The organism is Caulobacter sp. GW821-FHT10A10 (genome assembly GCF_059415745.1).
The window spans coordinates 1-22972 of sequence record NZ_JBWKNV010000009.1 but is presented as its reverse complement, the minus strand read 5'-3'; the positions used below and the strand labels follow the sequence as shown (position 1 = coordinate 22972).

The window sequence follows — 22972 nt, the reverse complement described above, 5'->3', positions numbered from 1 at the left end:
CATCACGCCGCGCGGGTCGTTGCGCCGCGTGGCGCGCTTCCAGCGCTGCAGCTGATCCAGAGTATAGGCGGCCGGCTGCCCGCCCAGGGCGGGCTGGCCCGCGCCGACGCCCTGGGCCTGGGCGCCGTGACAGTCGGCGCAGGGCGCCAGGCCGCGCGCAGGATCGCCGAGCGTCCAAAGCCGGGGCGGCGCTGCGCCGGAGGCCGGCGCCGCCCTGACCGGAAAGCTGGCGTAATAGGCCGCCACGGCGCGCCGGGACCGATCGTCCAGCGGCTTGGCGACGGGTCCCATCACCTTGTCGGGCCGGATGCCCGAGGCGTAGTCCTCCATCTGCTTTTGCAGGTAGCCGGCGTCCAGACCGGCCAGCCTCGGAACCGAGACGCCGTCGCCAAGGCCATCGAGGCCATGGCAGGAAAAGCAGGCCTTGGCCGCTCCGCCCGCGCCGCCGCTCATGGCGATGGTTCGGCCATCGAGGCTCAGGCGTCGATCGGTCTCGCCGGGCGCGCGACCGCAGGCCAACAGAACCCCGACGGCGACGAAGATCAGCAAAAGGACGGTCGGGCGGCCCACCCCGCCTAAACCCGGCGGAACCGCGACTGTTCCGGCGGGTTGAGCCCTTGCGCTCGAAAGGGCCAGGGGCTTCGAAGGGGCAGGCTTGAGCGGCGGAACCAAGACAGCGCAGGCAGCGATGATCGGCCTGGCCGGGGCGGGCCTGCTGGCCTGCGCCGAAAAACCCGCTGCGCAACGGCAGGTGACCGGCGCGGACCCCGCCCGGGGGCTGGCCCTGATCAAGGCCGAGGGCTGCGGCGCCTGCCATCGCATCCCGGGAGTGACATGGCCCAAGGGGGCGGTGGGCGGCGCGCTGGACGATCTCCCGCGTCAAGCGCTGATCGCCGGCCGCTTTCCCAACCGTCCAGACGTTCTGGTGGCTTGGCTTCGCGATGCGCCGGCCATGGCCCCCGACACCGCCATGCCCGCGTCTGGCCTGACAGACGCCCAAGCCCGCGACATCGCGGCCTATCTCTATGCGTCCGATGCCAACTGAGACGCCGCCCGCCTCCGAAAGCTTCAAGGGCTGGCCGCCGCCGGCCCTGGACCCGGCAGGGCCATTCGCCGCGCCGCTAAGCAGCCTGACCTGGGGCCTCCTGGCCATGACCGCTGCGGTGCTGGCGATCGTCGTCATCGCCCTGGCCCTGGCGCTGTTCGCACCGCGGGCCTGGCGCAGGCGTCTGGGCGGCGAGCGTCTCGTCTGGATCGCCGGGATCGCCTTGCCGGTCGTCGTCTTGAGCGCCCTGCTCGTTTGGGGCCTTTCCCTGACCCATCGCCTCAGCGAGCCGCCCCGCCCGGGCGAGCTGCGCATCCGGGTCACCGGCGAGATGTGGTGGTGGCGCGTGGCCTATCTGGAGGCTTCGGGCGCCGAGGCCTTCCAGGACGCCAACGAGATCCACATTCCCGTCGGCCGCCCCGTGGCGCTGGAACTGGAGTCGACCGACGTCATCCATAGCCTGTGGATCCCGCGGCTTAACGGCAAGCTCGACATGATCCCCGGCCGCCGCAACATCCTGCGCGTCCAGGCCGACCAGCCCGGCGAGTACGGCGCCCAGTGCGCCGAGTTCTGCGGCGGGCCGCATGCGCTGATGGCCCTGGTCGTCGTCGCCCACGCGCCGGGCGACTTCGAGACCTGGAAGGCCAGGCAAGCCGCCCCCGCCGTCGCTTCGCCGGTCCATGCCGCCGGCAAGGCGGTGTTCGAGCGCGCTGGCTGCGGGGCCTGCCACGCCATTCGAGGAACCGACGCCAACGGCCTGGCGGGTCCGGACCTGACCCATGTCGGCGCCCGACGCACCCTGGGCGCGGGCGTCCTGCCCAACAACCAGGGAACCCTGGCCGGCTGGATCGGCGACAGCCAGGCGATCAAGCCGGGCAACCGCATGCCCGCCTATCCGGTGCTGACGGGGAAGGAACTGCGCGACGTCTCGGCCTATCTGGAGAGCCTGAAGTGAGAGGCCCTCCCCCGCCGTCGGAGACCGGCTTCGACACCAGCCTCTATGAACGCTTCCCGATCAAGGGGCGACGGCCGAAGGGCGAGCTGGAGCAGCTGGAGGCGATCTGGTGCGCGCCCAAGGGCTGGCAGTGGATCACCGTCATCAACAATAACTATGTCGGCGTCTACTACGTCGGCGCGGCCATGCTGTTCTTCGTGCTGGCCGGGGTGCTGGCGCTCCTGATGCGCACGCAGCTGGCCCTGCCGATGCAGGGCGTGCTGGCCCAGGAGACCTACAATCAGATCTTCACCATGCACGGCACGGTGATGATGTTCCTGTTCGCGGTGCCGGCGGTCGAGGCGCTGGGCGTGCTGCTGCTGCCGCAGATGCTGGGGGCGCGCGACCTGCCCTTCCCGCGCCTGTCGGCCTACGCCTTCTGGGCTTATCTGATCGGAGGCCTGGCCTTCTTCTGCTCGCTGTTCTTCGGCCTGGCGCCGAACGGCGGCTGGTTCATGTATCCGCCCCTCACCTCGACCACCTACTCGCCGGGGATCAACGCCGACTTCTGGCTGCTGGGCATCGGCTTCATCGAGATCTCGGCCATCGCCGGGGCCATCGAGATCATCGTCGGCGTGCTCAAGACCCGCGCGCCGGGCATGAGCCTGGACAAGCTGCCGGTCTTCGCCTGGGCCATGCTGGTGTTCGCCGGCATGATCATCATCGCCTTCCCGTCGGTGATCCTGGCCACGACGCTGCTGGAGCTTGAGCGCGCCCTGGGCTGGCCGTTCTTCGACGCCGCGCGCGGCGGCGATCCGATGTTGTGGCAGCACCTCTTCTGGTTCTTCGGCCACCCCGAGGTCTACATCATCTTCCTGCCGGCGGCGGGCGCGATGTCGACCATCGTGCCCGCGGTGGCCCGCACGGCGCTGGTCGGTCACTGGCTGGTGGTGCTGGCCTTCCTGGCCACCGGCTTCATCAGCTTCGGGGTCTGGGCCCACCACATGTTCACGACCGGCCTGCCGGGCGTGTCGGTCGGAATGTTCTCGGCCGCCTCGATGGCCGTCAGCCTGCCGGCCGGCGTGCAGGTCTTTTCCTGGATCGCCACGGTCGCCTCGGGTCGGATGACGTTCAACGCCCCGGGCCTTTTCGTGCTCGGCTCGCTGCTGATCTTCGTTATGGGCGGGCTGACCGGCGTGATGGCCGCCATGGTCCCCTTCGACTGGCAGGCCCACGACACCTATTTCATCGTCGCCCACCTGCATTACGTGCTGATCGGCGGCATGGTCTTTCCGCTGTTCGCGGCGATCTACTACTGGACGCCGATGGTCTCGGCCCGCCCCTTGAGCGAGCGCCTAGGGCGCTGGACCTTCGGGCTGATGTTCGTGGGCATGCACCTGGCCTTCTTGCCGATGCACCTGACCGGACTGATGGGCATGCCCAGGCGCGTCTACACCTATGCCGCCGGCCGTGACTGGGAGTGGCCGAACCTCATCTCCAGCATCGGCGCCTTCGTCTTCGCCGCCGGCGTGCTGATCTGGCTGATCGACATGATCCGCAACTTTCGCCCCTTCGGCGCAAGCGAGGCCGGCAACGTCTATGAGGGCGGCGGACTGGAGTGGCTGCCGGCTGGCCTCTACTCCACCCGCAGCATCCCGGTGGTGACCTCGCTCTATCCGCTGTGGGACCAGAAGACCCTCGCCCGCGACGTCGCCGCCGGCCGCTACTTCCTGCCCGGCGCGCCCACCGGCGGCCGCGAGACCCTGGTCACCAGCCCTATCAACGCCGAGCCCCAGTATCTGCTGCGCATGCCGGTTCCGTCCGGTTGGCACGTCTGGGCGGCGGTGTTCACGGCCGGCTTCTTCCTGCTGCTGACGGTGCAGGCCTATGGCGCTTCGGTGCTCAGCGGCGTGCTGGCGACCCTCTGCGTGCTGCGCTGGTGCTGGTTCCTCGACCAACCCTCGCCCCAGCGGACGGTGGATGTGGGCGCCGGGATCACGCTGCCGACCTACGCCAGCGGACCGTCGAGCACCGGCTGGTGGGCCATGGTCGTGACCCTGGTCGTCGGCGGCATGGTGCTGGTCATGTCGGTGTTCTCCTACGTCTTCCTGTGGAGCCGCAATCCCGACGCCTGGCGTCCGCCGCCGGATATGGCCTCGCAGGCCGTCGCTACCGTGTCGGCCGCAGCCGGCGGCGCCCTGGCCTTGCTGGCCAAGCGCCATCTCGCGCGCCCTTGGCTGGCCACAGCCATGGTCCTGTCCGCGGCCGCTCTACTGACCCTCGCCTTCGGCGTCGATCTGTCGTCGTGGCGTACGACCGGCCTTGAGCCGCAGGCCAGCGCCCAGGGCGCGATCGTCCACGCCATCCTGGCCTGGCAAGGCTTCTTCGTCGCCGTCGCGGCGATCATGGCGATCTATGTGCTGATGCGACGCCTCTGCGGCTATGTGGGCCCGGACCGGCCGGCGACCCTCGAGCTGGTCGGCCTGTTCCTGGCCTACACCGCCGGCCAGGGTCTCGTCGGGCTCGGCGTCACCCGTCTCTTCCCCGCAGGTCTGGCGTGAACACCTGGCTTTCCCTACTCGGCGGTCTTGCGCTCTGGGCGGCGCATTTCCTGGCCTCCTATGCGCTCGCCAGTCTGGCCGACATCTCCCCATACGAACACCAGGCGCCGCTGACCTGGCTTCTCGCGGGCCTGACACTGGCCTGCGTCCTGGCCGCAGTCGCCTTGGGGGTTCGGGCTTGGCGCGCCACCGGCCGCCCGGGCCTCGGCGGGGCTTTCGTCCAGCGCCTTTCAGCCCTGGCCTCGTTGCTCTCGGCCATCGCCATCCTGTGGCAATCGGCGCCGTTCCTCTGGCGCTACTAGCACCCTCAAGACGCGTCTGCGAAGCCCGTCGCCCGCAGTTTCAGGTCGCCAGCCCTCGGATCCTTCTCGAAGACCAGACCGCCCGACGCCTTGGAGCCATCGGCGACATAGTCGATCGTGAAGCCCGAGGTCTGCTGCCCGCCCTCGCTCGACAGCACGCCTTCGATCTGGACCTGGGCGGCCGGCTCGCCGCCGTGATTGAACGCCTCCACCTGCGCGACATAGCCGTGAGCGGTCGGCGTGACCTCGACCAGCGTCACCGCGATGGCCGGCGGTCCCTTGGCGCCGAAGAGGGCGTCCCAAGCCGTGAGGCTGATGGCCGTGGCGGCCAGCACCAGCCCCACCGCAGCCGAGGCCCATTCCAGGGCCGGCGTTTCCTGCGCCGGCGCCGGCTTGGGCGAGGCCTTCGGCCTGGAGGCCGGCGATCGACTTGCGGCCTTGGGCTTCTGGGCCATCAGACCACCAGGCGCGCGGTGGCCGCGCCGATTGCGGCGGGAAAGCCAAGGACGACGGTCATGGTGGCGATCTCGTGGGCGGCGACTCCATCGGTGCGCCCGAAGGTCCAGAGGAGATAGAGGCTCATCACCAGGGCGACCCCGTAGCCGGGACAGGTGAAGGCCACGAAGGTGCGGCGAAAGTCGCCGGCCTGCCGGCGTCGCGTCTCGGCCGGAAAGCCGAGCTGATAGACGAAGACGTGCAGCAGCAGGATGGAGATCGCCACCAGGGCCAGTGTGGCCCAAGGCCCCATCTGGTAGGCGATCAGGACCATCTCCTCGGTCGGGGCGACGTTGAAGGCCAGAAAGGCCGCCCCCACCGCCATCAGGAAGAGTTCACTCAGCGGACCGGCTCGCTCCTTCTCTCGCGCACCCGGCCCTCGCTCGCCCAACTGCTTGCCGGCCAGAAGCGCGCCTACGGCCGCAGGCGCTGCGCACAGCGCGATCTTGCCAAGGCCAGCCTGGGTGAGGATGTCGTCGCGCCCCAGCACGCCGAAGACGCTCAGCAGGACCGCCGCCAGCAGGAAGCCGACGCCGAAGGCGGCCAAGGCGTCCAGCACCTCGTCCTTCAGCCGGAAGGTCGGCTCGAAGCCGGCGTAGTAGGAAAGACCGATCAGCATCGGCAGCGTCAGCAGCAGAAAGACCAGCAGGCGCCAGCGCTCCACCGCCATGCCCAGCGACCACATTTCCATGGTCATCAGCAGCGGGAATGAAAACAGCAAGGCCCCGCCGAAGGCCCGGCTCAAGGCCCGAGCATAACCCGCGTTCGCATCCAAGGCGCTGTCCTCCAGCTCTCGCCTTGCCAACGGTCAGGCTTGGCCGTCGGTTCCTGGGCGGCCATCAGGCGATGTGGAATTGCAGTTGCGCGAGGGCCTTGCGGACTATCGCAAGGTGCGCCCCGTCAGCCGCGGGCGCCCCACGGCTGGTGCGTGAAGAAGGCGATGGTCGCCACGCCCGCGGCGACAACCAAGGCGTCCTCGACGAGGCCGCTCGGGGTCTGGCCGAACTTGGCCATGGCCTGCTTGCGGCCGGCCAGGGTCAGGTAGGCCAGCGGCACCGCGGTGGCGATCGCCACGCCCGCCCCGGCCTTCTCACGGCCGCGCGGGGCCAGGGCCGCGCCGGCGATGCCGGCGCTGGCGATCCGGGCCAGCAGACCCAGAAAGACCGTGCGGTCGGGCGCGGTTTTCATCTTGTCGCCCAGCAGCTCGCCGATGCCCATGGCCAGGGCGCCGAACTTGAACAGCGGATGGTCGAGCAGGACGAGCTTGCCGGGCGTTGAGCGGCCGGCAAGGCGGGCCGCGGCGATGGTGGCCATCGGGGTCATCGACCGGGCGCTGGCGACGGCGCCGATGAGGGCGGAGGGGATCAGGGCGGTGTTGGTCATGTCGGCTGAACACGCCAGACGCCGCCAAGTTCAGAGCTGTCGCTGGCCGAACCCTGATACCCGCGCTGCAAGGTCGTCGAGCTGCCGGGGGCTTAGTCTCGGAGAGCCGTCAGCAGCGCCTCGTTCATCGCCTGCAGCTCGCTGCGCAAGGCGGCGATTTGAGCCTCGGTCAACGGCAACTGGCGCACGACGGAGCGCCGCGCCTCCAGGGCCTTCTCGCGAAGGGCCCAGCCCTGGGGCGTCAGATCGACCCAAACCCTGCGTTCGTCCAGGTCATCGCGCGAGCGGACAAGCAGGCCCTTGCTCTCCATGCGTTTGACCAGCGGTGTGACAGCGCCGGTATCCATGCACAGGATCCGCCGAAGGTCGCCCATCGCCGCCCGACCATTCTCCTGCCACAGCGAAATCAGAACGAGATACTGCGGATGGGTGAGGCCCAAAGGCGCGAGCATCTCGCGATAGAGCCTCGTCACCAGGCTGTCTGACGTTTGCAGCGCCAGGCACAGCTGTTGATCGACCCGTAATTCGTCGAACGCGCCTTGCGACCCGATCGGGAACGCGGTGACAGGATCTTTCTGCGCCATATGTCAGGTTCTAGACCAACTTTGCCCAGACATCAAAAAGGTCTGCCGGAGTCGAAAATATCGACATCGATATAATCGACTCTTAAGCAACTGCGTGGGAACTAGGACGATGAGCTCGCGCGCAACCTCGCCGTCCCCGCAGGGACCCTACCCGCCCAACCGTGTCGTGGTGGTCGGCCCGGCAGAAACCGACGGCAGCCCGAGCGTGTCGACGATCGTCATCGCCCAGGGTCTTCGCTATTGGCTATTGGGCGCCTGGGCCTTGTTGCTCGGCGTGTCCTGCGGCCCTTATCTCGCCTTTGGCTGGTTCATCGCCTGCTGCGTCCTGGGGCTGGTGCGGGGGCGCATCGAGCGCGCCCTGACGCGGAGCGCCCGGGTCAGCGTCGGCGCCGAGCTTACCGTTATCGCCACCGTGACCTCGGCGGCCTGGGCTTTGGCCCCACTGTTGGCGTGGCGAACCCATGGCCCGTGGTCACTGGTCGCGACCATCACGTTCCTGTTCGCCGGGGTCCTCCTGGTCGCGACCCAGTTTCGGCATCTCCCCAGACGCGCCTTGATCGTTGCGACGCCTTATCTGGCGGTGCTGGCCTATGTGCTGGCGACGGCGCGCAGCGAGCCGGGACGTTTGGCGCTGCTGGCGGCCGTCGGCGTGGCGGGCTCGGCGATCCTCACCAAGGCTTTCTTCGGACGGGTTCACAAGGCGCAGATCGACGCCTTCCAGGCCGAGCAGGCGCGCTTGATCGCGGCTCTGGAGATCGCTCGCGACGAGGCGACCGCCGCCAGCGACGCAAAGTCTGCGTTCATGGGCGTCATCAGCCACGAACTGAGGACGCCCATGAACGGGGTGCTGGGGGCGGCGCAGCTGTTGCGCAACGGCGCCTTGGACGCGCCGACGCAGGAACTGGTTGCGGTCATCGACGAGCAGGGTCGCACCCTGGCGTGCCTGCTGGACGATATCTTGGATTTCGCGCGCATCGAGGCGGGCAAGCTCGAGGTTGCGATCGTCGATGTCGAGCTTGCGCCGCTCGTGCGCCGCATCGCGGCGCTTTGGAGGCCGAGGGCTCAGGACAAGGGGCTGGCGCTTGACGTGACGTTTGCGCCGCAGGCCCCAGAGGCTTTGCTCTGCGACCCTATCCGCCTCAGCCAAATGCTTCACAACCTGCTGTCCAACGCGGTGAAGTTCACCGACGCCGGCGCCGTAAACGTCCATGTCGAGGCAGCCCGGTCGCCAGGGTCCGAGCGCCTACGGATTACCGTCGCCGACACCGGTCCGGGCGTGACGGCCGCTGGCTAGGCCCGCCTCTTCCAGGCTTTCAGCCAGGTCGACAGCTCCAGCACCCGCCGCCATGGCGGCGCGGGTCTTGGCCTGGCGATTTCGCGACGAGTGGCTGGCCTCTTGGGCGGCGATCTTCGCCTTGAGCCGAGCGAGGCGGGCGCACGGTTCGTCATCGATCTGCCGCTGGTTCGTTGCGCCTCGCCCCAGATCCTCCCTGAGCCCGAGGCGCCAGATGCAGCCTCGCCGGCGCGCCGCGTCCTTGTCGTCGAGGATCACCCAGCCAACCAGCGCATCCTCGCCGCCTGGCTAGAGGGCCTTGGGCACCTGTGCGTCGTGGCCGGGAACGGGGCGGAAGGCCTGGCGGCTGTCCGTCAAGGCGGCTTCGACCTGGTGCTCATGGACGTCAACATGCCGGTCATGGACGGCTTGGAGGCCGTCCGGGCCATACGGTTCGAGGGGTTCTGCGTGCCCATCGTGATGCTCAGCGCCAGCGCCGGGGAGACCGACCGGGCGGCGGGCCTGCAGGCGGGGGCGGACGGGTACATGGCCAAGCCGGTGCAGTTTGCCGCGCTCCACGCGGTGATGAGCCGCCTTGGCTCGAACGCCCGCGTTCCCGAAACTGGCGCGGCATGATGCGCCAGCATCTTGGACGGCTGCGGCGATGTCGGCCTCAGGCTGAGCGCCGCTCCAGGATCGTCTTGGAAATCAGGATCGTCGCCGACAGTTCCAGGCAGACGAGGTTGCTGAGCACCAGCGGCCAGCCTCCCCGCAAGACGCCGTAGACCGCCCACAGCGTAAAGCCGGCGACCGTCAGGGCGAACATTCGCAGCGAGACGGCAGAAGCATCGCCCTCGCGCCAGATCTTGATCAGTTGAGGCACGAAGCTGCTCATCGAGCAGAGGGCCGCGCCCAGTCCGATCAGCGCCACGACGTCGAAATGTGTGGTCATTCAGGCCAACCTGTCTGTCATCAGGCGCAATAAGCGATCGGGGCGTCGATGGCTTCACGCCGCAGCGGGCGGGGCCCAAAACCACCCTGCTCGCCTATCAAAAGACGGCTGCGACAAAGGAAGTGAAGCTGTGGCCTCGCGCCTTCATCGCCCACCGCCCCCTCGCCAGGAACCGTCTGGCGAGCACTGTGGTTTGGCCTGATGAACGGGACGGCCAAACCTTTTGGCGCGTCCAGACTGAAGGCGCGGTTGGGAGGTTTCATGGTCCGGGTATTGACCGACCATTGCGGTGGCGAGACCCGCGCGGCTTTGGAGGCGCGCGGCTGGGAGGTCGTCGACGCCGAGCAGGCCGATCTGGATCGTCTCGGAACGTTGTCGCAGGTGGATTTCGTCATCGCCGGTCTGCGGCCCGACCATTACGAGGATGACCTGCGCCGGCTCGCCGTCCTAAAGGCCCTGTCTCCTGATTTGCCGCTGGTCGCGGTGGCCGAAACCATCGAGCACGACGGCGTTTTTGCCGCCGATGTGCTGATCGACGTTCCGATCATCCGCGCAGGCGCGAGCCGGGACCTTCTCAAGGTCGCTCTCGACGCCGCCGAGACTTAAAGATCCGAGGTTCGTGCGCACGGTCGCCAGGCGCGGCTCGTCGCCGACGGCGAGGTGGTCGAGCCGCTGCGAGCCGAACATTCCACGCCTTGGGAGCGCCGATCCTGCCAGCGGAGCGCCTCGGCCCGCGGGACGGCTGGACACTTCGGACCACCCGGCGGCGCTAGGCCTTCACACCGAGGCTGAGCTTAGCCAGGACAGCGGACTGGTCGCGCCAATGCGGCCTTGTAGGAGCAGGCCGCTTATCAGATCCGTTTGGCCCAGCCGCTCTGGGTGTCTCATCCAGGGCGGCCCGCCCGGCCATCAAGGCGCGGGGCTTCTCTCCAGGACTAGGGCCGGGTGGTGGCAGGCACGCGGACATAGACGGTGCGCGGGCCGCGCAGCAGGAGGCCCAGCAGGACGCCGACGCCGATCGCGGCGGTCAACGCCAGGATCGGCCTTTCGCGAACCTTTTCCTCGATGACCTGGCGACCGTCCTGAAAATGTTCGCGCCCGCCGGCATAGAGCTCTTCGGCGCCGGTCCGGAGGCTGCCATAGGCGTCCTTGGCCGACGCGCCGGCCGCGCCAAGCTGATCCCTGGCCTTATCGCGATGGCGTACATTGGCCTGGGAAATACCGGTGTCGGTCATGATGTCTCCTTGCAGGATGTTGGGTTCGCCTGCCACAACCACGGGCGAGCCCGCCGGTTCCCTCACGGCCGCAGCGGCTCGCCGGCCCGACCTGATCGATCTCCAGGGGCCTGCGCCTTCACCACACCTCCTCACCGCGCCTGTACTCCTCGCCCCCCTCCAGGCGAGGCGGCGAGCAGCCCCGCCAGCATGGCCGCAAGGTCGTCCTCGACCTCGATCCAGGCGCCATGGAGGAGGCCGCGATTATAGGCGGCAAGACACGCCACATAGATGCGGGGCTCAAGGCTTTCAGAAGCTTGTCCAATGATCCTCACACATAGAGGCAGGGGTTCGTCATCGAACCCTTGCCCCTCGGCGAGAGCGGGTGTGCAAGCGGAGGGCGGCTTCGCGGGGACCCGGCTGCAGGGCCCGAAGGGACCGAAGCTGGGCGGAAGCCGATCCGAAGCGCGCCGAGGGCGGCGCCCTAAGCTGGGGCCGCAGCAGCGGTCAGAAGATGCTTACACGCTTGGGAGGACGCGAGGCCTGGCGCCTTCAATTTCGCCACTTGAGGCGCTGCGTGTCTACGATCAGCATCCGCTAACTTATGAGCTGACCCTGGAGCTTCAGGAGAGGGTCACCGTCTGCGAGGAATTTCTGGCCGAAGGGTCGCCGCCCACCGCGCCCAGGCTCAACGACTCGACCTTAGCTACACGCAACGAGTCGATGCATGGAATTGGCTTCTATAATTGACCATATCGCCTATAGTAGACACTGTTTCATCACCTGCTTCTTTGCTGGATCGTTCTCGGCAATTTCGGGCTGATCATGCCGCTCCCCTCCATCCGGCCTGCCGCTGCGACAAAGGCCAAGGTCGCGATCAACGTAGGCCAAGTTCTTTTACTGGAATCAACGGATCCAGACCCGACTGTCAGGTCCAAGCCCTATCCTGTTACGATCATCGGCATCGGCCGCATTTGGGCGACGCTTGACCTGCACAGGTCCGGCTCATCACCGTACCGGTTCTTGAAAAATCAGGAGGTCTCGCCAGGCGAACCCTTGATGCTGAATACCCCGGCCCGCTTCATTCCGCAGGGACGCCTGTGGTTGAGCCAGGAAGACTACGATCTCTGGCCAGGCCTAGCCCCGGCGGACGACAGCGGCTCGTCCACACCGAACGCGTTAGCATCGTTAAATGAGCCGCCCCTTCCCCCGCCGCGGCCTGAGCCCCGAAAGGCGCTGGCCGCGCCCGACGTTGGACCGCTGCTGGCGTGGCGCTTTCGCCTGGAGCGGGAAGTAAGAGGATGGTCGTTGGCCGTTGTCGCCGAGCGCTCGGGCGTATCGAAGGCGATGATCAGTAAAATCGAACGAAATCAGACCGGCGCCACGGCGGCCCTACTCATTCGATTGGCGGCCGCTTTCGAGCTGAATCTCTCAGATCTTCTTATTAAGCCAGAGCATGCCGACCGCCTCTCGCGGGCGCGCGATCAATCGCGCTGGACCGACCCGGAGACAGGCCTCAGCCGCACGCAAGTACTTGCCCTGCCCGGGCACCCTATCCTGCTGGCGGACTACACTTTGCCAGGCGGTGCGATCTCCAAACTCTCGCTCACCCATACGGCGTCACGGCCGGCCATTTGGCTGCTGCACGGGGACGTAACCGTAATGGACGGCGATGAACACCATCACCTCAACGCCGGAGACTGTCTGGCGCTGAACTCACCCCACCAAGTCCAGGTCGCAAATGAGAGCGGCGATCCATGTCGCTTTGCAGTCTTGCAAAGCCCTAAGGACCAGCCGTCAAGCGTGGCCTAGCCGACCAATGGCCACAACGCCTTTACGTCTCCGTGCAGCAAGGCGCGCTGGACCCGGCCGCCTAGTCGCTCAAATAGCTCATGATCGCTCCCAAAAGCTGAGAGCCGGGCCGATGAAGACGCCCAGCGCGTTGCCGCCGCGATTTATGGGATCGTTTGATTGACGCCCAAGCTGCTGCGCGGGCTACCTCGGCGGTGGGGCGGAGCTTGATTTTAGGTTCTGGCGACGTTCTCGGCGGCCTGATCATGGGCCTTCTGGCGCAGAGGGCCGCTCCGTTCTTGGCTGCCGCTTGAGCGTCCTCGTGCGAGGCCCAAGTGGTGCGCGAACCCGGGGCAAAGATCTACGATCTTTCCTCAATGGCGATGGTCTCCGCCGGGTAGCGCAATCAGGACCCATCGATGTGCGCGATGCTCGTAAAACGACACGGTCGGCGCCGGGAACGAAGGGTCGGCGAATGCCCCGATGGGGATGGCCACCACATCAGGCTCGCCTTCATTGACGTAGGCGATCGTGTCGCCACAGTTCGGGCAGAACATGTAGAGGACCCTGGAACCGCTATCGGCTGTCCGGATGTAGGTGCTGGTCCGACCGCCGATCGCGACTGAGGTTTCTTCAAACCGGGCTTGGGACGCCAGAACGCTGCCAGTTCTCTGCTGGCAGGCAAGACAATGACAGACTGAAACCCGCACAGGCTCTCCCATGCACTGGGCGGACACCGACCCGCATCTGCATCGAGCGATACGCATGCTAAATCTCCATGCTGCACTGCAAACAATTCAGCATGCTCCAGGTTGCATTGCGATCGCCTAGCTCAAACCTCAATGAGGGTCGCGCCCGGAGCTCCCACGGCCAGCCGACCATCGGTGTCCACTGACCTAGACCACGCCAGAGACCTTCTGAGGGTTTTGAACTTGAGCTTCGGCTTCAAACGCGAGCCGGATTCACGTGGAGACCGCGACGGCCAGCATGTCCATGGCGATCGCCAGGCATGCCAGACGAAAAGCTTGGCGGCCGATGACGCCAAGTTCGACCTTGCGATGTTGGGTCGGCCTGTCGCGTCGCGCGCAGGCGAAATGAACCAGACCGCCAGGCCTTTCAGGGTCGCCCATGTCCTCGGCCCAGCCCGTCACCGCCAGGACGATGTCCGCCTGGGAGCGGGCCAGGGCGGCGCTGGCCATGGCCACGACGACGTCCTGTGACACCGCGCCGCCGCCGACCAGCTTTTCGAGGGGAATGCCCAGTTGCTGATGCTTGGCGTGGTCGGAATAGACCACGAAGCCCTGTTCGAACGCGTGCGAACAGCCGGGCACGTCGGTCAGCAGGGAGGCCAGCAGACCTCCCGTGCAGCTTTCCGCCGTACCCAGCTTCAAGTCCTGGGCGCAGGCCTTCTCCAGAACTCGTCGCGTCAAGGCGTCCAGCTGCGGCGTCAGGATAGGGTCTAGCGCCTGGGCCACCCGTCAGTTCGCTCGCTCGGCGCCCATGGTCGCCATCAGCTCTTCCTTCCGAGCCTTCAGGCGTTCGCCCATGGCGTCCAGATCCTCATCGCCCTTCTTGGCTTGGGCGAAGATGCCGCCCGGCTGCTCCTCTTCCTTGACGTGGTGCTTGATGTATTCGCCCAGGACCTTGACCTTGGCGTCGTAGAACTCTTCGCCCGGCTGCATTTCCTCGATCTCGGCGATCAGCTTCTTGGCGCCGTCGTGCTCGACATAGGCCTCGTCCAGCATGTCGTCCTCAATCTCGCCGCGCTCTTCCGGATAGAAGATTTCTTCCTCGATCTGGGTGTGGACCTTGAGGGCCAGGGCGATCTTGTTGAACAGGACGAGCTTCTCACCGTCGTCCTCGAGTTGCTCGTATTCGTCGAACCAGCTCTCGACCTGGCGATGGTCCTTCTTGAGCAAGGTGATGGCGAGGGGATCGCGACGCCCGGTGCGTCGCGTGCGGCGGCTCTTGGCGGGGGCTTTGGACTTGGCGGCGGCGACTATGGGACGCTCTCCTCTAAGGCTTGCATTGGTTATTGAAGTAGGACGCATCCAGAAACCGCGCCAAAGTCGGACTGGACCGCCCCTCGAGCGGACGCGACCTAGGGGGCCTTGCCCTTGAACGTGTCACCGACCTCGGCGGCGCTGGGGCCGTCCGGTCCGGCGGCTTTCTGCTCGGCCTTGCCAGTGCGAACCGTCCCCTTCTCCGAGACCAACCCAGGTCGCTCCCCCGGCGGCAACGCCGCGTTGGACTGGCGCCCTTCCGTATTGGGCTTGTCGCTCATAACCTTCTCCTATCGCCGTGAAGCTACCGGTTTGCGCTGTTCCCTCAGTCCGCGCCGTTACCCGGATCGTCAGCCGTCGGGTCGCAGGTCGCATCGGTCTTGCGGTTCGGGTCGAGCGCCGGCGGCGGCGGCGCCTCAAGGCCGCATCCCTGTCCCCAGGCTTCTGCGAACCTTCTGGGTCTTGGGCGCCCATCATCGGTCTCCCGACCCCGGCTCGGCCATCTTGCGATGCTGCTCGGCCAGCACGCTCTGGGGCGTCACCGCCGCCATCGCCGCTTGCAACTTGTTCTTGAAGCCGGCCACGACGTCACCCTCGCCCTTTTGCATGGCGCGATAGCCCGCGAGCGCGACATCGGCGGGATCTGCCTTCTTGGGATCGGCCCCGACCTTAGTGTCGAGCATGTCGGCACGGTCGAAGAACTCGGTGTCGGTCGGACCCGGCATCAGGCAGCTAACCGAAACGCCGGTTTCCTTGAGCTCGTTACGCAACGCCCAGGCGAAACTGTCGAGGAACGCTTTGGTGCCATTGTAGACGGCTTGGAAGGAGCCTGGCATCAAGCCGGCGATCGAGCCGGTGATCAGGATCCGCCCGCGGTCGCGGTCGCGCATGTCCCTGGCCACCTGCTGGATCAGATAGACCGTGCCGGTGATGTTGGTGTCGATCACGAACCGAGCGTCGTCCCAGTCCTGGTCGAGGAAGCCGTGACCCAGGCCCCGGCCGGCGTTGGCCATCAGGGCGTCCACGGTGCGATCGCCGACCAGGTCCAGTAGTTGGTCGACGCCTTGCGTGGTCGACAGGTCCACCTGCAGGGATTGGACCCGCGTGCCGTGCTGTTTGAGACCGGCATGGGCCTCGACGATGGACGGTTCGTCGGCGGCGATCACCAGGTCGTAACCGTCTTCGGCCGCCAGCTTGGCCAGTTCGTAGCCGATGCCCGACGAGGCGCCGGTAATCACGGCCAGGGGGCGTTGTTCCTCGATCATCAGGCGGCTTCCTTCTGCCAGTCAGGCTTGAGGACGACCTTGGTCACCTCGTTCTGGTTTTCCTTGAACATCTTGTAGCCGGCCGGGGCGCTCTCCAGCGGCAGCCGGTGGCTGATCAGGAAGGTGGTGTCGATGACCCCATCGCCGATCAGGTCGAGCAGCGGCCGCAGGTACTTGTGGACGTGGGTCTGGCCGGTGCGGATCTGCAGGCCCTTCTCCATCAGGGCGCCGATCGGGATCTTGTCGCCCATGCCGCCATAGACGCCGGGAATCGAAACCCGCCCGCCGGTGCGGCAGGCCATCAGCACCTCGCGCAGGACATGGGCTCGGTCGGTGCCGACCCGCGTGGCCACTTTTACCGCGTCCACGACATTGTCGATCGAGAAACCGTGGCTCTCCATGCCCACCGCGTCGATGCAGGCGTCCGGACCGATGCCGCCGGTCATAGCCATCAGGGCCTCGCGGACCTTGACATCGTGATAGTTGATCACCTCCGCGCCCATGGACCTGGCCAGATCCAGACGATGGGGGTGATGGTCGATGGCGATGACCTTGTGCGCGCCCTGGATCAGCGCGCTCTGGACCGCGAACAGACCAACGGGCCCGCAACCCCAGACCGCCACCGTATCGCCCGGCTCGATCTGGCAGTTCTCCGCCGCCATCCAACCGGTGGGCAGGATGTCCGACAGGAATAGCACCTTGTCGTCCTCCAGCCCGTCGGGAATGACGATGGGGCCAACGTCGCTATAGGGCACGCGGACATATTCGGCCTGGCCGCCGGCATAGCCGCCGGTCATGTGCGAATAGCCGAAAAGGCCCGTCATCGCCGTCCCGTAAGCGATCTCGCCCAGGTCCTGGGTTTCGGCCGGGTTTGAGTTCTCACAGCCGGAGAACTGCTGCTTTTCGCAGTGGAAACACTTGCCGCAGGCGATCACGAACGGGACGACGACGCGCTGGCCCTTCTGCAAGGTCGAGCCGGGACCGGTCTCGACAACCTCGCCCATGAACTCATGGCCCAGGATGTCCCCGCGCTCCATGGAGGGGATCATGCTGTCGTAGAGATGCAGATCCGAGCCGCAGATCGCAGTCGAGGTGATCTTGATGATCGCATCGCGGGGATTGACGATCTTGGGGTCTGGAACGGTGTCCATCCGTACGTCGTGTTTGCCGTGCCAGGTCAAAGCGCGCATCGGCGGCTCCATCAATTGGGTTGGGGTCAGCCTTGCGGCGCGGCGTTGGAGGTTTTTGCGGTGGAGATCTCGCCCGTCTCCATCAACTGCTTGAACCGGCGCAGCTCCCGGCGCGCCTGGATCTTGGGTTCCTTCTGGAACAGTTTGGCGATGAGCTTGCCCAGGTCTCCCCCCGGCGGCTCGTAGATGATGGTGGCGGTCACTTCGGTCCCCCGTCCGGGCGGACCATCGCGAAACTCCACGCGACCGAAGTTCTTGATGTCGGCGCCTTCAACCGACTCCCAGGCCAGGAGCTCGTTTTCGACCTCGTCGGTGAGGACGCTTTCCCACGCCACGGTCTTACCCGCCGGCCCCTTGACCACCCAGCGCCAGCGGCGATCGTCGCTCGGCGTGATACTTTCGACGTCCTCCATGAAGTGCGCCAGGTTTCGAAAATCGCGCCAGAACGCATAGAGCTCGGCGCGCGGCCGATTGATGGTGACGGTGCGCCCCACCAAGGCGGCCTCGCGCCAGCCGCGCTCCTCAGCGACCTCGTGGGCGATATCGCGCTGGTGCACGGCGGCGGTCAGCGGCGCGTCGCTTTGCAGCGCGCGGCCGATGGTCTCTTCGGACATCCTCGATCTCCTGGGTTCGGCGGATCAACCACCCGCCGTCGCCGTTGTTCCGAAAGCCAAGGTCCAGGCCAGGCGCCCCATCAAATGACGGTCCGCGGCGAAAACCGTTCGATCGCCAAAGGCAGCAAGGTTCTTTTGACGCGCGGCGCTGAGCCGGCTTGTCGACATTGGAACACGCGCCGGGGCGTGTCGTTTGTGCTGCTCGCCGCTGATGACGCGGCCAGTGCAACCGCGGGAGAAGGCCAGGACGTGCGATCTGCGTTCACGCCGACCTTTTCCCGCCTTATCGGAGTGCCAACCGTGTTCGGTGGCGATCGCCTCTCGCGCCTTGGCGGCTTCAGCCCGCAATTTCCTGACGCCGACGCCTTGCACAAAGGTCTGGCGCACTGGAACCACCGCCGCCTGTCGCCCGCGACGCCGAGCGCTGATTGGCGCTGCACCATCGAGGAAGAGCGCCTCATGAAAGCGGTCGAGGGCGAGTTCATCGAAGCCTTCCGCGATCTAGTCGCGCCCTTGGTCGAGGCGGTCCCGCAAGAGGCCGAAGCATTCGTGGCGTGGTTCGAGGCGCTGAAGGACCACGGCCCCGGCCAAGGGGATTCCCTGTTCGGCTGGCTGCAGGGCGCGGCCAGCCTTGAGGATATCAAGTGGTTTCTGACCCAGGAGGCGGCGGCGAGGCCGGATTCGACGATCTGGTCGCCTTGACCCAGGTCAAGATCCCAGACCGCGCCAAGCTCGAACTGGCCCGCAACTACTGGGACGAGATGGGTCGCGGCAGCGCCAAGGGGATGCATGGCCCGATGCTCTCGCGAACGACTGCGACCCTGGGCCTGACCCCCACCATCGACACCACGCTTTGGCAGTCACTGTGCCTGGCCAACACCATGACCGCCTTCGCCACCACGCGCCGTTATGCATGGCACTCAATCGGCGCCTTGGGGGTGGTGGAGCTGACCGCGCCAACGCGGGTGTCTTGCGTTGACGCCGGTCTCAAGCGTGTCGGCGTTTCGCCCGACGCCCGCAAATACTTCGCGCTTCACGCCCATCTCGACATCGAGCATTCCAAGGCCTGGAACACTGAGGCCCTGCTGCCGCTCGTAGCGGAAGATCCCACGCGCGCTCGCTACATCGCCGAGGGCGCGGTGATGCGGCTGATCTGCGGCGAGCAGTGCTTTGAGACCTATCGCGCTCATCTTTGGGCCCACGCCCCCCCTCTGGTCTACGCGGCCGAGTGATCGCCATGACGACCATCCTGGATGTCCTGCCCTGCGGTGCGTAAAGATCGCCGAGACGGGCGAGTTTCTTCTTCTTCACCGGGCGCCGGGGCGCTATCGCTCAAGCCCGACGCCTGGCGCACGCCTGGCCGCGGAGCCCCAGGGTCGAGGTCCACGCTCGACGGGCGCCAAGCCCTGAGCCCTGGCGCGCCCCGGATAGCTTTGCCTATCCTTTGGGAGCGCCGGCATGACCACGCAAGCGCAGTGCGCCCTCACGCCGGCGGCGACGCGCTCGAAGAACGCCGCTGGCGAAGTGGTCATCCGCTTCACCGTCTCGCCAACCCCGGCAGGCCACTGGCTCTGGAGGGTATTCGAAGGCGATGGGCAGCCACGTGTTCAGGGCCTGGCGGCGTCTCGAAAGCAGGCCGCCGCGTTGATCATCCACGAGCTTCTCAGATCGCGCGCGCCGCCGACGCGCGCACGAAAACGACGGTCGACCGGGCGTTAAAGCGCTGATGGTCAAGATCGGCGGCGGCGATCAGACGGGGTCGTTCTGGAGGCGAAGATAGGCTGGGTCGAACTGGCCAAGCCGCGCCAAGGACTCCCAATCGTTGATGGTCATGTGACCGGCCTTCCAGTCCACGAGCCCCTGGCGCCGCAGGTCCATAAGCACTCTATTGACGTGGACCTGAGTCAAGCCGAGCACGTCGCCCAAATCAGCCTGTGTCATGGGCAGAACAAATCCGAAGTTCCGGGCGATGCCGGCCGCCTCGAGCCGCAGATAGAGTTCGCAGATCAGGTGCGCCAAGCGACTGGCCGCGTTCTGTTGCCCAAGCGCCACCAGCCACTGGCGATGGATCGCCGCGTCGACCACGGTTTCCAGCCAGAGCAACCGCATCAGATGCGGCTGCTGTTCGCTAAGGCGACGCAGATCCTCGTGGGCGGCGGGCGCGACGACGCAATCGGCCAAGGCCACGACGCCGTGATCCATCTGCCGCATCAGAAGGCTGTGCAGGTCGACAAAATCGCCGCCGATATTGATCTCGGTGAGCTGACGCCCGCCGGTCGGCGTCAGCGTGAAACGGGCGCAAAAGCCGCTGACGACGAAGGTGCTAAAATCGGGCCGGTCGCCGGGCTCGACCAGCGCCTTGCCGGCGGCGACCCTGCGCGTTGGCCCGAGAAGGCCGGCCAGCGCCTCGCGCTCGATCGGAGAGATGACGTCGCGTCTTGCCATCTTTTCGATGAGAGGCGTGATCACTGGGGCTGGCGGCATAGCGACATGGGGAAACTCCCCTCTCCCTTTACGGACAAAGAGCTTTAAGGCCGTCAAACGATCGAGCCGATAACCTAGATCAACGCGAACCTGCTGCGAGGGGCCTAGACTCCTCGCGCCTGGAGGTTTCGTTGCTCACTCCGCTTATCTTTATCGGCGTCACCGACGATTGCAGGACGACGTTTGTCGATCTGGATGTCGAAACCGTAGATCCTCAGCACCGTGCTCAAGCCTTGCTGGCCGAGCATCGCAGCTGCCAGGAGATCGAGATCTGGCGCGACGAAGAACGCATCGCCGTCGTTACCCGCTCGCCAGCGGAACCGCCGGCTTGAACCGTCTTTTGATAGCCAGCCTCGACCGGTTCGGGCCTTTGCGCGAAGGCGTTCGCGAGCGCCTGTCGGAGTGCGCCCCCACGTCTGAGACATTCGAGGCTGGTGATCTCATCCTGGCTCCCGGCGAGCGCTCGTGCTTGCGGCTCCTGGCGCGCGGTCTGGCCGTGAAGCAGACGGTGCTCAGCGACGGCGGGCGCCAGATCTTCAGCGTGGCCACGCCTGGCGACCTTATTGACCTGGCCGGCCTCTTTGTCGGGGTCGACTACGAGGTGCGCGCGCTGGCGCCTTGCGAGGTGCGGAAAATCAGCGCCCCGGATCTTCGGGCCATGCTGCGCGACCATGCCAGTCTTCTGGCCACGCTCTGCCGCGCGGTGCTGACCGAGGCGCGCGCCCAGCGAAACGGCCTCATCAGCCTGGGACGGCGATCTGCGTCGGCGCGGACGGCCAATTTCTTTTGCGAGATCTACTGGCGTCAAAAGACCTTGGGCCTGGCCGGCGACAGCCGTTGCGCCCTGCCGGCTGTGCAGAGCGACATCGCCGACGCCCTAGGACTTTCTGTGGTTCATATCCATAGGGTGCTGCGCGGCCTTCGCGACGATCACCTGGCGGTGGTCAAGAACGGCGTTCTGCAAATTCTCGATTGGGATCGCCTGGCCGCGCTTGGCGGCTTTGATCCTGAAGTCTTTCGCCCCCAGACCGAGGCTAGTGAAGGGTCTGTCCTGCGTCGTCCCCAGCCGAGCCGACAGGAGGCGTGATGCGTGACCAGGATCATCAATTGATCAGCGGAGCGCGATCAGGGAACGGCCGGCTTGTCAGGGGCTTCAGCCAAGGATCAAGACCGGCTCCAGGGGAGCCTTGAACTGTTGAACCGACGGGCAACAGTCCGCGGAGAGGTCAGGTCTCACCGGCCGCCGCGCGTCGACAGCACAGGATCGAGGCGCCACGCGGGCGTGTGAGCATGACCACCTTTCACTTCGACATCGACAGCGACGGCGCGGCCACGACCGAACAGGTTGATGCGGCCGACGCTCCCGCGGCGATCAGACAAGCCTTGCTGCTGGTCTCGGAAATTCTCCGCGACCATGCGCTTTGCGATCACACCGCCATATCCCTGCGCATCAGCGTCCGCAGTCAGGACGAGCAGGTCGTGTGGCAAGGCAGCGCCCGCGGGCTTCAGCCGGTCGTGGAGGACAACGACGTCAAGGACCCAGGCGAGACCCGAGCTGATCGCCCAGGGTCAAACCCGCTCTGAGGCCTTTGCCGCTTGGGTGTTCGCTCAAGCCAAATTGCCCGTCCCAACCAGTCCGGATCACCGCCCTCCGGCGCCGGAAGAGGAACAGCGCTTGTCCTAAGTATAACACCGCTACGATCCAGCCCGAGCCGGAAGGGGCTGCTTATGCCCCTTGCTCGCGCGAGAGCGCCTAGCCGACACGCGGCGGCCTCATCCACACTTCGACCTTATGAACGGCGCCGGGGCCATGTTCGTTGAGGGCGATCTCTGCGCGCCAAGCGGCCACGTCAGGATGCCGGTCGAAGAAGGCGAGGTCATGGGCCGCACGGACCTCGAAGAGGCTGTCCGCGGGACGATCGGGAATCTCGCCACGCGTGTCCAGGCGCTGCCCCGCCGAGGAGCTCGGGCCTGTATTAATTTTCAGATATAATGATAATTATCAGAGAAAAATGAGAATATACATGCGCGCAACTTGACGACGAGGCGAAAACAATCATGGTCTTTATGCACAAATATTAAGAAAGCGCAGCAATGGCTCTGTCGCCGAGCTTAGGGACATTAAAGCCGGAAGCTATAGTCATACTCCAGGTGAGCCGCCAGAGACCTTCCCAACGGGAGCGATGAGTCAGTGCTCGCCTATACGCGACTGCCGTACCTCATCTCATTGAGGTAGCCAATAACTGCATTACCCATCCTCGGCGACGAGCTGCTGGGCTGCTTTGCCATCACGCGCCGGTATCGGATGAGATCGTAACCACTCTCGCGCTCGTTCTTCCGAACCGAGTATGTCACCTGATTGCGCGGCGATCTGTTCGATGACTAGAGCCAGCCTCTGACTCGACAATCGCTAGCCAGACCTCAGGGAAATGCCCTCGTCGTTTCCGAATCCCGCTGAGCATCAATGGAAAGAGCATAGTTCATCTACGGTGTAATGAGAGCCGACCACTCACTCCGCCAGCATCACATGTCTGCGCTCAGAGACGGTTAGGCGCCCTTTAGCGGAAACCTAGACGTGGACCCCGGTAGCCGGCGCGCCGATGCATCCCCTCGGTCGGGAACGGGATGGAATGCGGCAGGCTGGGCCAGGAAAGGCCCAGCGCGCCCGCCGCGGCGAGAGTAGCGATCAGCACGACGACACGAACTCAGGCTTGGGGCTGCGGGGGATAGGAGACGACCACGCGCTGGCCGTCTGCGCCGATGGTGTGGAACTTGAAGGTCTTGCCGGGGAAGACGTTGGCGGCGAGGTCGGCGAGGATCTCGTCCTGGCCGCCGAAGGGGGCGACCAGCTCCATCAGCCAGGGACGATCGCCGGCCTGCCA

29 protein-coding genes and 2 pseudogenes are annotated in these 22972 nt (G+C 66.1%); 14 read left to right on the top strand and 17 right to left on the bottom strand.

Annotation, left to right across the window (positions count from 1 at the left end; genetic code table 11):
* Positions 1 to 6: 6 nt before the first annotated feature.
* Positions 7 to 453, bottom strand: a pseudogene (locus AC07NS_RS22090) (c-type cytochrome); the annotation flags it as partial.
* A 202-nt stretch (positions 454 to 655) separates the two neighbouring features.
* Between AC07NS_RS22090 and AC07NS_RS22085 the strand changes: the two are divergent.
* From AC07NS_RS22085 to AC07NS_RS22070, 4 genes are read left to right on the top strand one after another with little or no spacing between them, the layout of a single operon-like run.
* A complete protein-coding gene (locus AC07NS_RS22085; protein ID WP_494606750.1) occupies positions 656 to 1045 on the top strand; it encodes a c-type cytochrome in 390 nt (129 codons plus the stop codon).
* A complete protein-coding gene (gene coxB, locus AC07NS_RS22080) occupies positions 1035 to 2000 on the top strand; it encodes a cytochrome c oxidase subunit II (RefSeq protein WP_494606748.1) in 966 nt (321 codons plus the stop codon). Before AC07NS_RS22085 ends, coxB begins: the two co-directional genes overlap by 11 nt.
* On the top strand, positions 1997 to 4540 hold the full coding sequence (locus AC07NS_RS22075) for a cbb3-type cytochrome c oxidase subunit I (RefSeq protein WP_494606747.1): 2544 nt from the start codon (positions 1997 to 1999) through the stop codon (positions 4538 to 4540). Before coxB ends, AC07NS_RS22075 begins: the two co-directional genes overlap by 4 nt.
* On the top strand, positions 4537 to 4842 hold the full coding sequence (locus AC07NS_RS22070; RefSeq protein ID WP_110117664.1) for a hypothetical protein: 306 nt from the start codon (positions 4537 to 4539) through the stop codon (positions 4840 to 4842). Before AC07NS_RS22075 ends, AC07NS_RS22070 begins: the two co-directional genes overlap by 4 nt.
* Positions 4843 to 4847: 5 nt before the next feature.
* Here AC07NS_RS22070 and AC07NS_RS22065 read toward each other — a convergent pair whose 3' ends face one another.
* From AC07NS_RS22065 to AC07NS_RS22050, 4 genes are all read right to left on the bottom strand, one after another.
* Positions 4848 to 5297, bottom strand: coding sequence for a hypothetical protein (locus tag AC07NS_RS22065; protein ID WP_494606745.1), 450 nt, complete (start codon positions 5295 to 5297; stop codon positions 4848 to 4850).
* Positions 5297 to 6082, bottom strand: a complete 786-nt coding sequence (locus tag AC07NS_RS22060) for a TIGR02587 family membrane protein (RefSeq protein ID WP_494607031.1) — start codon at positions 6080 to 6082, stop codon at positions 5297 to 5299. The genes AC07NS_RS22065 and AC07NS_RS22060 overlap by 1 nt, the downstream gene beginning before the upstream one ends.
* 155 nt (positions 6083 to 6237) lie before the next feature.
* Positions 6238 to 6720, bottom strand: coding sequence for a hypothetical protein (locus AC07NS_RS22055; protein WP_110117667.1), 483 nt, complete (start codon positions 6718 to 6720; stop codon positions 6238 to 6240).
* Between the two features lie 92 nt (positions 6721 to 6812).
* A complete protein-coding gene (locus tag AC07NS_RS22050) occupies positions 6813 to 7304 on the bottom strand; it encodes a MarR family winged helix-turn-helix transcriptional regulator (RefSeq protein ID WP_110117668.1) in 492 nt (163 codons plus the stop codon).
* Between the two features lie 109 nt (positions 7305 to 7413).
* Between AC07NS_RS22050 and AC07NS_RS22045 the strand changes: the two are divergent.
* Positions 7414 to 8754, top strand: a pseudogene (locus AC07NS_RS22045) (sensor histidine kinase); the annotation flags it as partial.
* On the top strand, positions 8752 to 9213 hold the full coding sequence (locus tag AC07NS_RS22040) for a response regulator (protein WP_494607029.1): 462 nt from the start codon (positions 8752 to 8754) through the stop codon (positions 9211 to 9213). The pseudogene AC07NS_RS22045 and the gene AC07NS_RS22040, both read left to right, overlap by 3 nt.
* A gap of 37 nt (positions 9214 to 9250) precedes the next feature.
* On the opposite strand, the gene AC07NS_RS22035 is transcribed toward AC07NS_RS22040, so the two are convergent.
* Positions 9251 to 9529, bottom strand: coding sequence for a SemiSWEET family sugar transporter (locus AC07NS_RS22035; protein WP_494606743.1), 279 nt, complete (start codon positions 9527 to 9529; stop codon positions 9251 to 9253).
* A 261-nt stretch (positions 9530 to 9790) separates the two neighbouring features.
* Between AC07NS_RS22035 and AC07NS_RS22030 the strand changes: the two genes are divergently transcribed.
* Complete coding sequence (locus AC07NS_RS22030) at positions 9791 to 10135, top strand: hypothetical protein (protein WP_110132752.1); 345 nt, start codon at positions 9791 to 9793, stop codon at positions 10133 to 10135.
* A gap of 329 nt (positions 10136 to 10464) precedes the next feature.
* Here the strand turns inward: AC07NS_RS22030 and AC07NS_RS22025 are convergent, their stop codons facing one another.
* Both AC07NS_RS22025 and AC07NS_RS22020 read right to left on the bottom strand, forming a co-directional pair.
* Positions 10465 to 10764 carry a hypothetical protein gene (locus AC07NS_RS22025; protein ID WP_110117672.1) on the bottom strand — a complete coding sequence of 100 codons (300 nt, stop codon included), beginning with the start codon at positions 10762 to 10764 and terminating at the stop codon, positions 10465 to 10467.
* A 131-nt stretch (positions 10765 to 10895) separates the two neighbouring features.
* Positions 10896 to 11030, bottom strand: coding sequence for an antirestriction protein ArdA (locus AC07NS_RS22020; protein WP_233245120.1), 135 nt, complete (start codon positions 11028 to 11030; stop codon positions 10896 to 10898).
* Between the two features lie 538 nt (positions 11031 to 11568).
* On the opposite strand from AC07NS_RS22020, the gene AC07NS_RS22015 reads away from it, so the two are divergent.
* Positions 11569 to 12555 (top strand): helix-turn-helix domain-containing protein, encoded by a 987-nt coding sequence (locus AC07NS_RS22015; RefSeq protein ID WP_110117673.1) that lies wholly within the window; start codon positions 11569 to 11571, stop codon positions 12553 to 12555.
* A 353-nt stretch (positions 12556 to 12908) separates the two neighbouring features.
* Here the strand turns inward: AC07NS_RS22015 and AC07NS_RS22010 are convergent, their stop codons facing one another.
* The 7 genes from AC07NS_RS22010 to AC07NS_RS21980 form a co-directional block, all read right to left on the bottom strand.
* Positions 12909 to 13301 (bottom strand): GFA family protein, encoded by a 393-nt coding sequence (locus tag AC07NS_RS22010; RefSeq protein WP_110117674.1) that lies wholly within the window; start codon positions 13299 to 13301, stop codon positions 12909 to 12911.
* A gap of 195 nt (positions 13302 to 13496) precedes the next feature.
* Positions 13497 to 14009, bottom strand: a complete 513-nt coding sequence (locus AC07NS_RS22005) for a CinA family protein (protein ID WP_110117675.1) — start codon at positions 14007 to 14009, stop codon at positions 13497 to 13499.
* A gap of 3 nt (positions 14010 to 14012) precedes the next feature.
* Positions 14013 to 14453, bottom strand: a complete 441-nt coding sequence (locus tag AC07NS_RS22000) for a hemerythrin domain-containing protein (protein ID WP_494606739.1) — start codon at positions 14451 to 14453, stop codon at positions 14013 to 14015.
* Between the two features lie 182 nt (positions 14454 to 14635).
* A complete protein-coding gene (locus AC07NS_RS21995) occupies positions 14636 to 14818 on the bottom strand; it encodes a hypothetical protein (protein ID WP_101716315.1) in 183 nt (60 codons plus the stop codon).
* A 192-nt stretch (positions 14819 to 15010) separates the two neighbouring features.
* The gene (locus AC07NS_RS21990) at positions 15011 to 15802 is read right to left on the bottom strand and encodes an SDR family NAD(P)-dependent oxidoreductase (RefSeq protein WP_110117677.1); all 792 of its coding nucleotides are present in this window, start codon (positions 15800 to 15802) and stop codon (positions 15011 to 15013) included.
* Positions 15802 to 16992, bottom strand: a complete 1191-nt coding sequence (locus AC07NS_RS21985; RefSeq protein ID WP_494606736.1) for a zinc-dependent alcohol dehydrogenase — start codon at positions 16990 to 16992, stop codon at positions 15802 to 15804. The genes AC07NS_RS21990 and AC07NS_RS21985 overlap by 1 nt, the downstream gene beginning before the upstream one ends.
* Positions 16993 to 17018: 26 nt before the next feature.
* Positions 17019 to 17606, bottom strand: a complete 588-nt coding sequence (locus tag AC07NS_RS21980) for an SRPBCC family protein (RefSeq protein ID WP_110117678.1) — start codon at positions 17604 to 17606, stop codon at positions 17019 to 17021.
* An 84-nt stretch (positions 17607 to 17690) separates the two neighbouring features.
* On the opposite strand from AC07NS_RS21980, the gene AC07NS_RS21975 reads away from it, so the two are divergent.
* From AC07NS_RS21975 to AC07NS_RS21965, 3 genes are all read left to right on the top strand, one after another.
* Entirely contained in the window at positions 17691 to 18308 is a 618-nt protein-coding gene (locus AC07NS_RS21975; RefSeq protein WP_494606734.1) for a hypothetical protein, read from the top strand.
* The gene (locus tag AC07NS_RS21970) at positions 18305 to 18838 is read left to right on the top strand and encodes an iron-containing redox enzyme family protein (protein ID WP_494606732.1); all 534 of its coding nucleotides are present in this window, start codon (positions 18305 to 18307) and stop codon (positions 18836 to 18838) included. The genes AC07NS_RS21975 and AC07NS_RS21970 overlap by 4 nt, the downstream gene beginning before the upstream one ends.
* 226 nt (positions 18839 to 19064) lie before the next feature.
* Positions 19065 to 19325, top strand: coding sequence for a hypothetical protein (locus tag AC07NS_RS21965; RefSeq protein ID WP_494606731.1), 261 nt, complete (start codon positions 19065 to 19067; stop codon positions 19323 to 19325).
* Positions 19326 to 19355: 30 nt separating this feature from the next.
* Here the strand turns inward: AC07NS_RS21965 and AC07NS_RS21960 are convergent, their stop codons facing one another.
* Positions 19356 to 20075, bottom strand: coding sequence for a Crp/Fnr family transcriptional regulator (locus AC07NS_RS21960; RefSeq protein ID WP_494606729.1), 720 nt, complete (start codon positions 20073 to 20075; stop codon positions 19356 to 19358).
* Between the two features lie 146 nt (positions 20076 to 20221).
* Between AC07NS_RS21960 and AC07NS_RS21955 the strand changes: the two genes are divergently transcribed.
* From AC07NS_RS21955 to AC07NS_RS21945, 3 genes are all read left to right on the top strand, one after another.
* Entirely contained in the window at positions 20222 to 20422 is a 201-nt protein-coding gene (locus AC07NS_RS21955; RefSeq protein WP_158285926.1) for a hypothetical protein, read from the top strand.
* Positions 20419 to 21177 carry a Crp/Fnr family transcriptional regulator gene (locus AC07NS_RS21950; RefSeq protein ID WP_494606727.1) on the top strand — a complete coding sequence of 253 codons (759 nt, stop codon included), beginning with the start codon at positions 20419 to 20421 and terminating at the stop codon, positions 21175 to 21177. Before AC07NS_RS21955 ends, AC07NS_RS21950 begins: the two co-directional genes overlap by 4 nt.
* Positions 21178 to 21380: 203 nt before the next feature.
* Entirely contained in the window at positions 21381 to 21674 is a 294-nt protein-coding gene (locus AC07NS_RS21945) for a DUF6894 family protein (RefSeq protein WP_110117681.1), read from the top strand.
* 1121 nt (positions 21675 to 22795) lie between these two features.
* Here AC07NS_RS21945 and AC07NS_RS21940 read toward each other — a convergent pair.
* Positions 22796 to 22972, bottom strand: a 177-nt coding sequence (locus AC07NS_RS21940) for a toxin-activating lysine-acyltransferase (RefSeq protein WP_494607027.1), incomplete at its 5' end; no start/stop codon positions are given.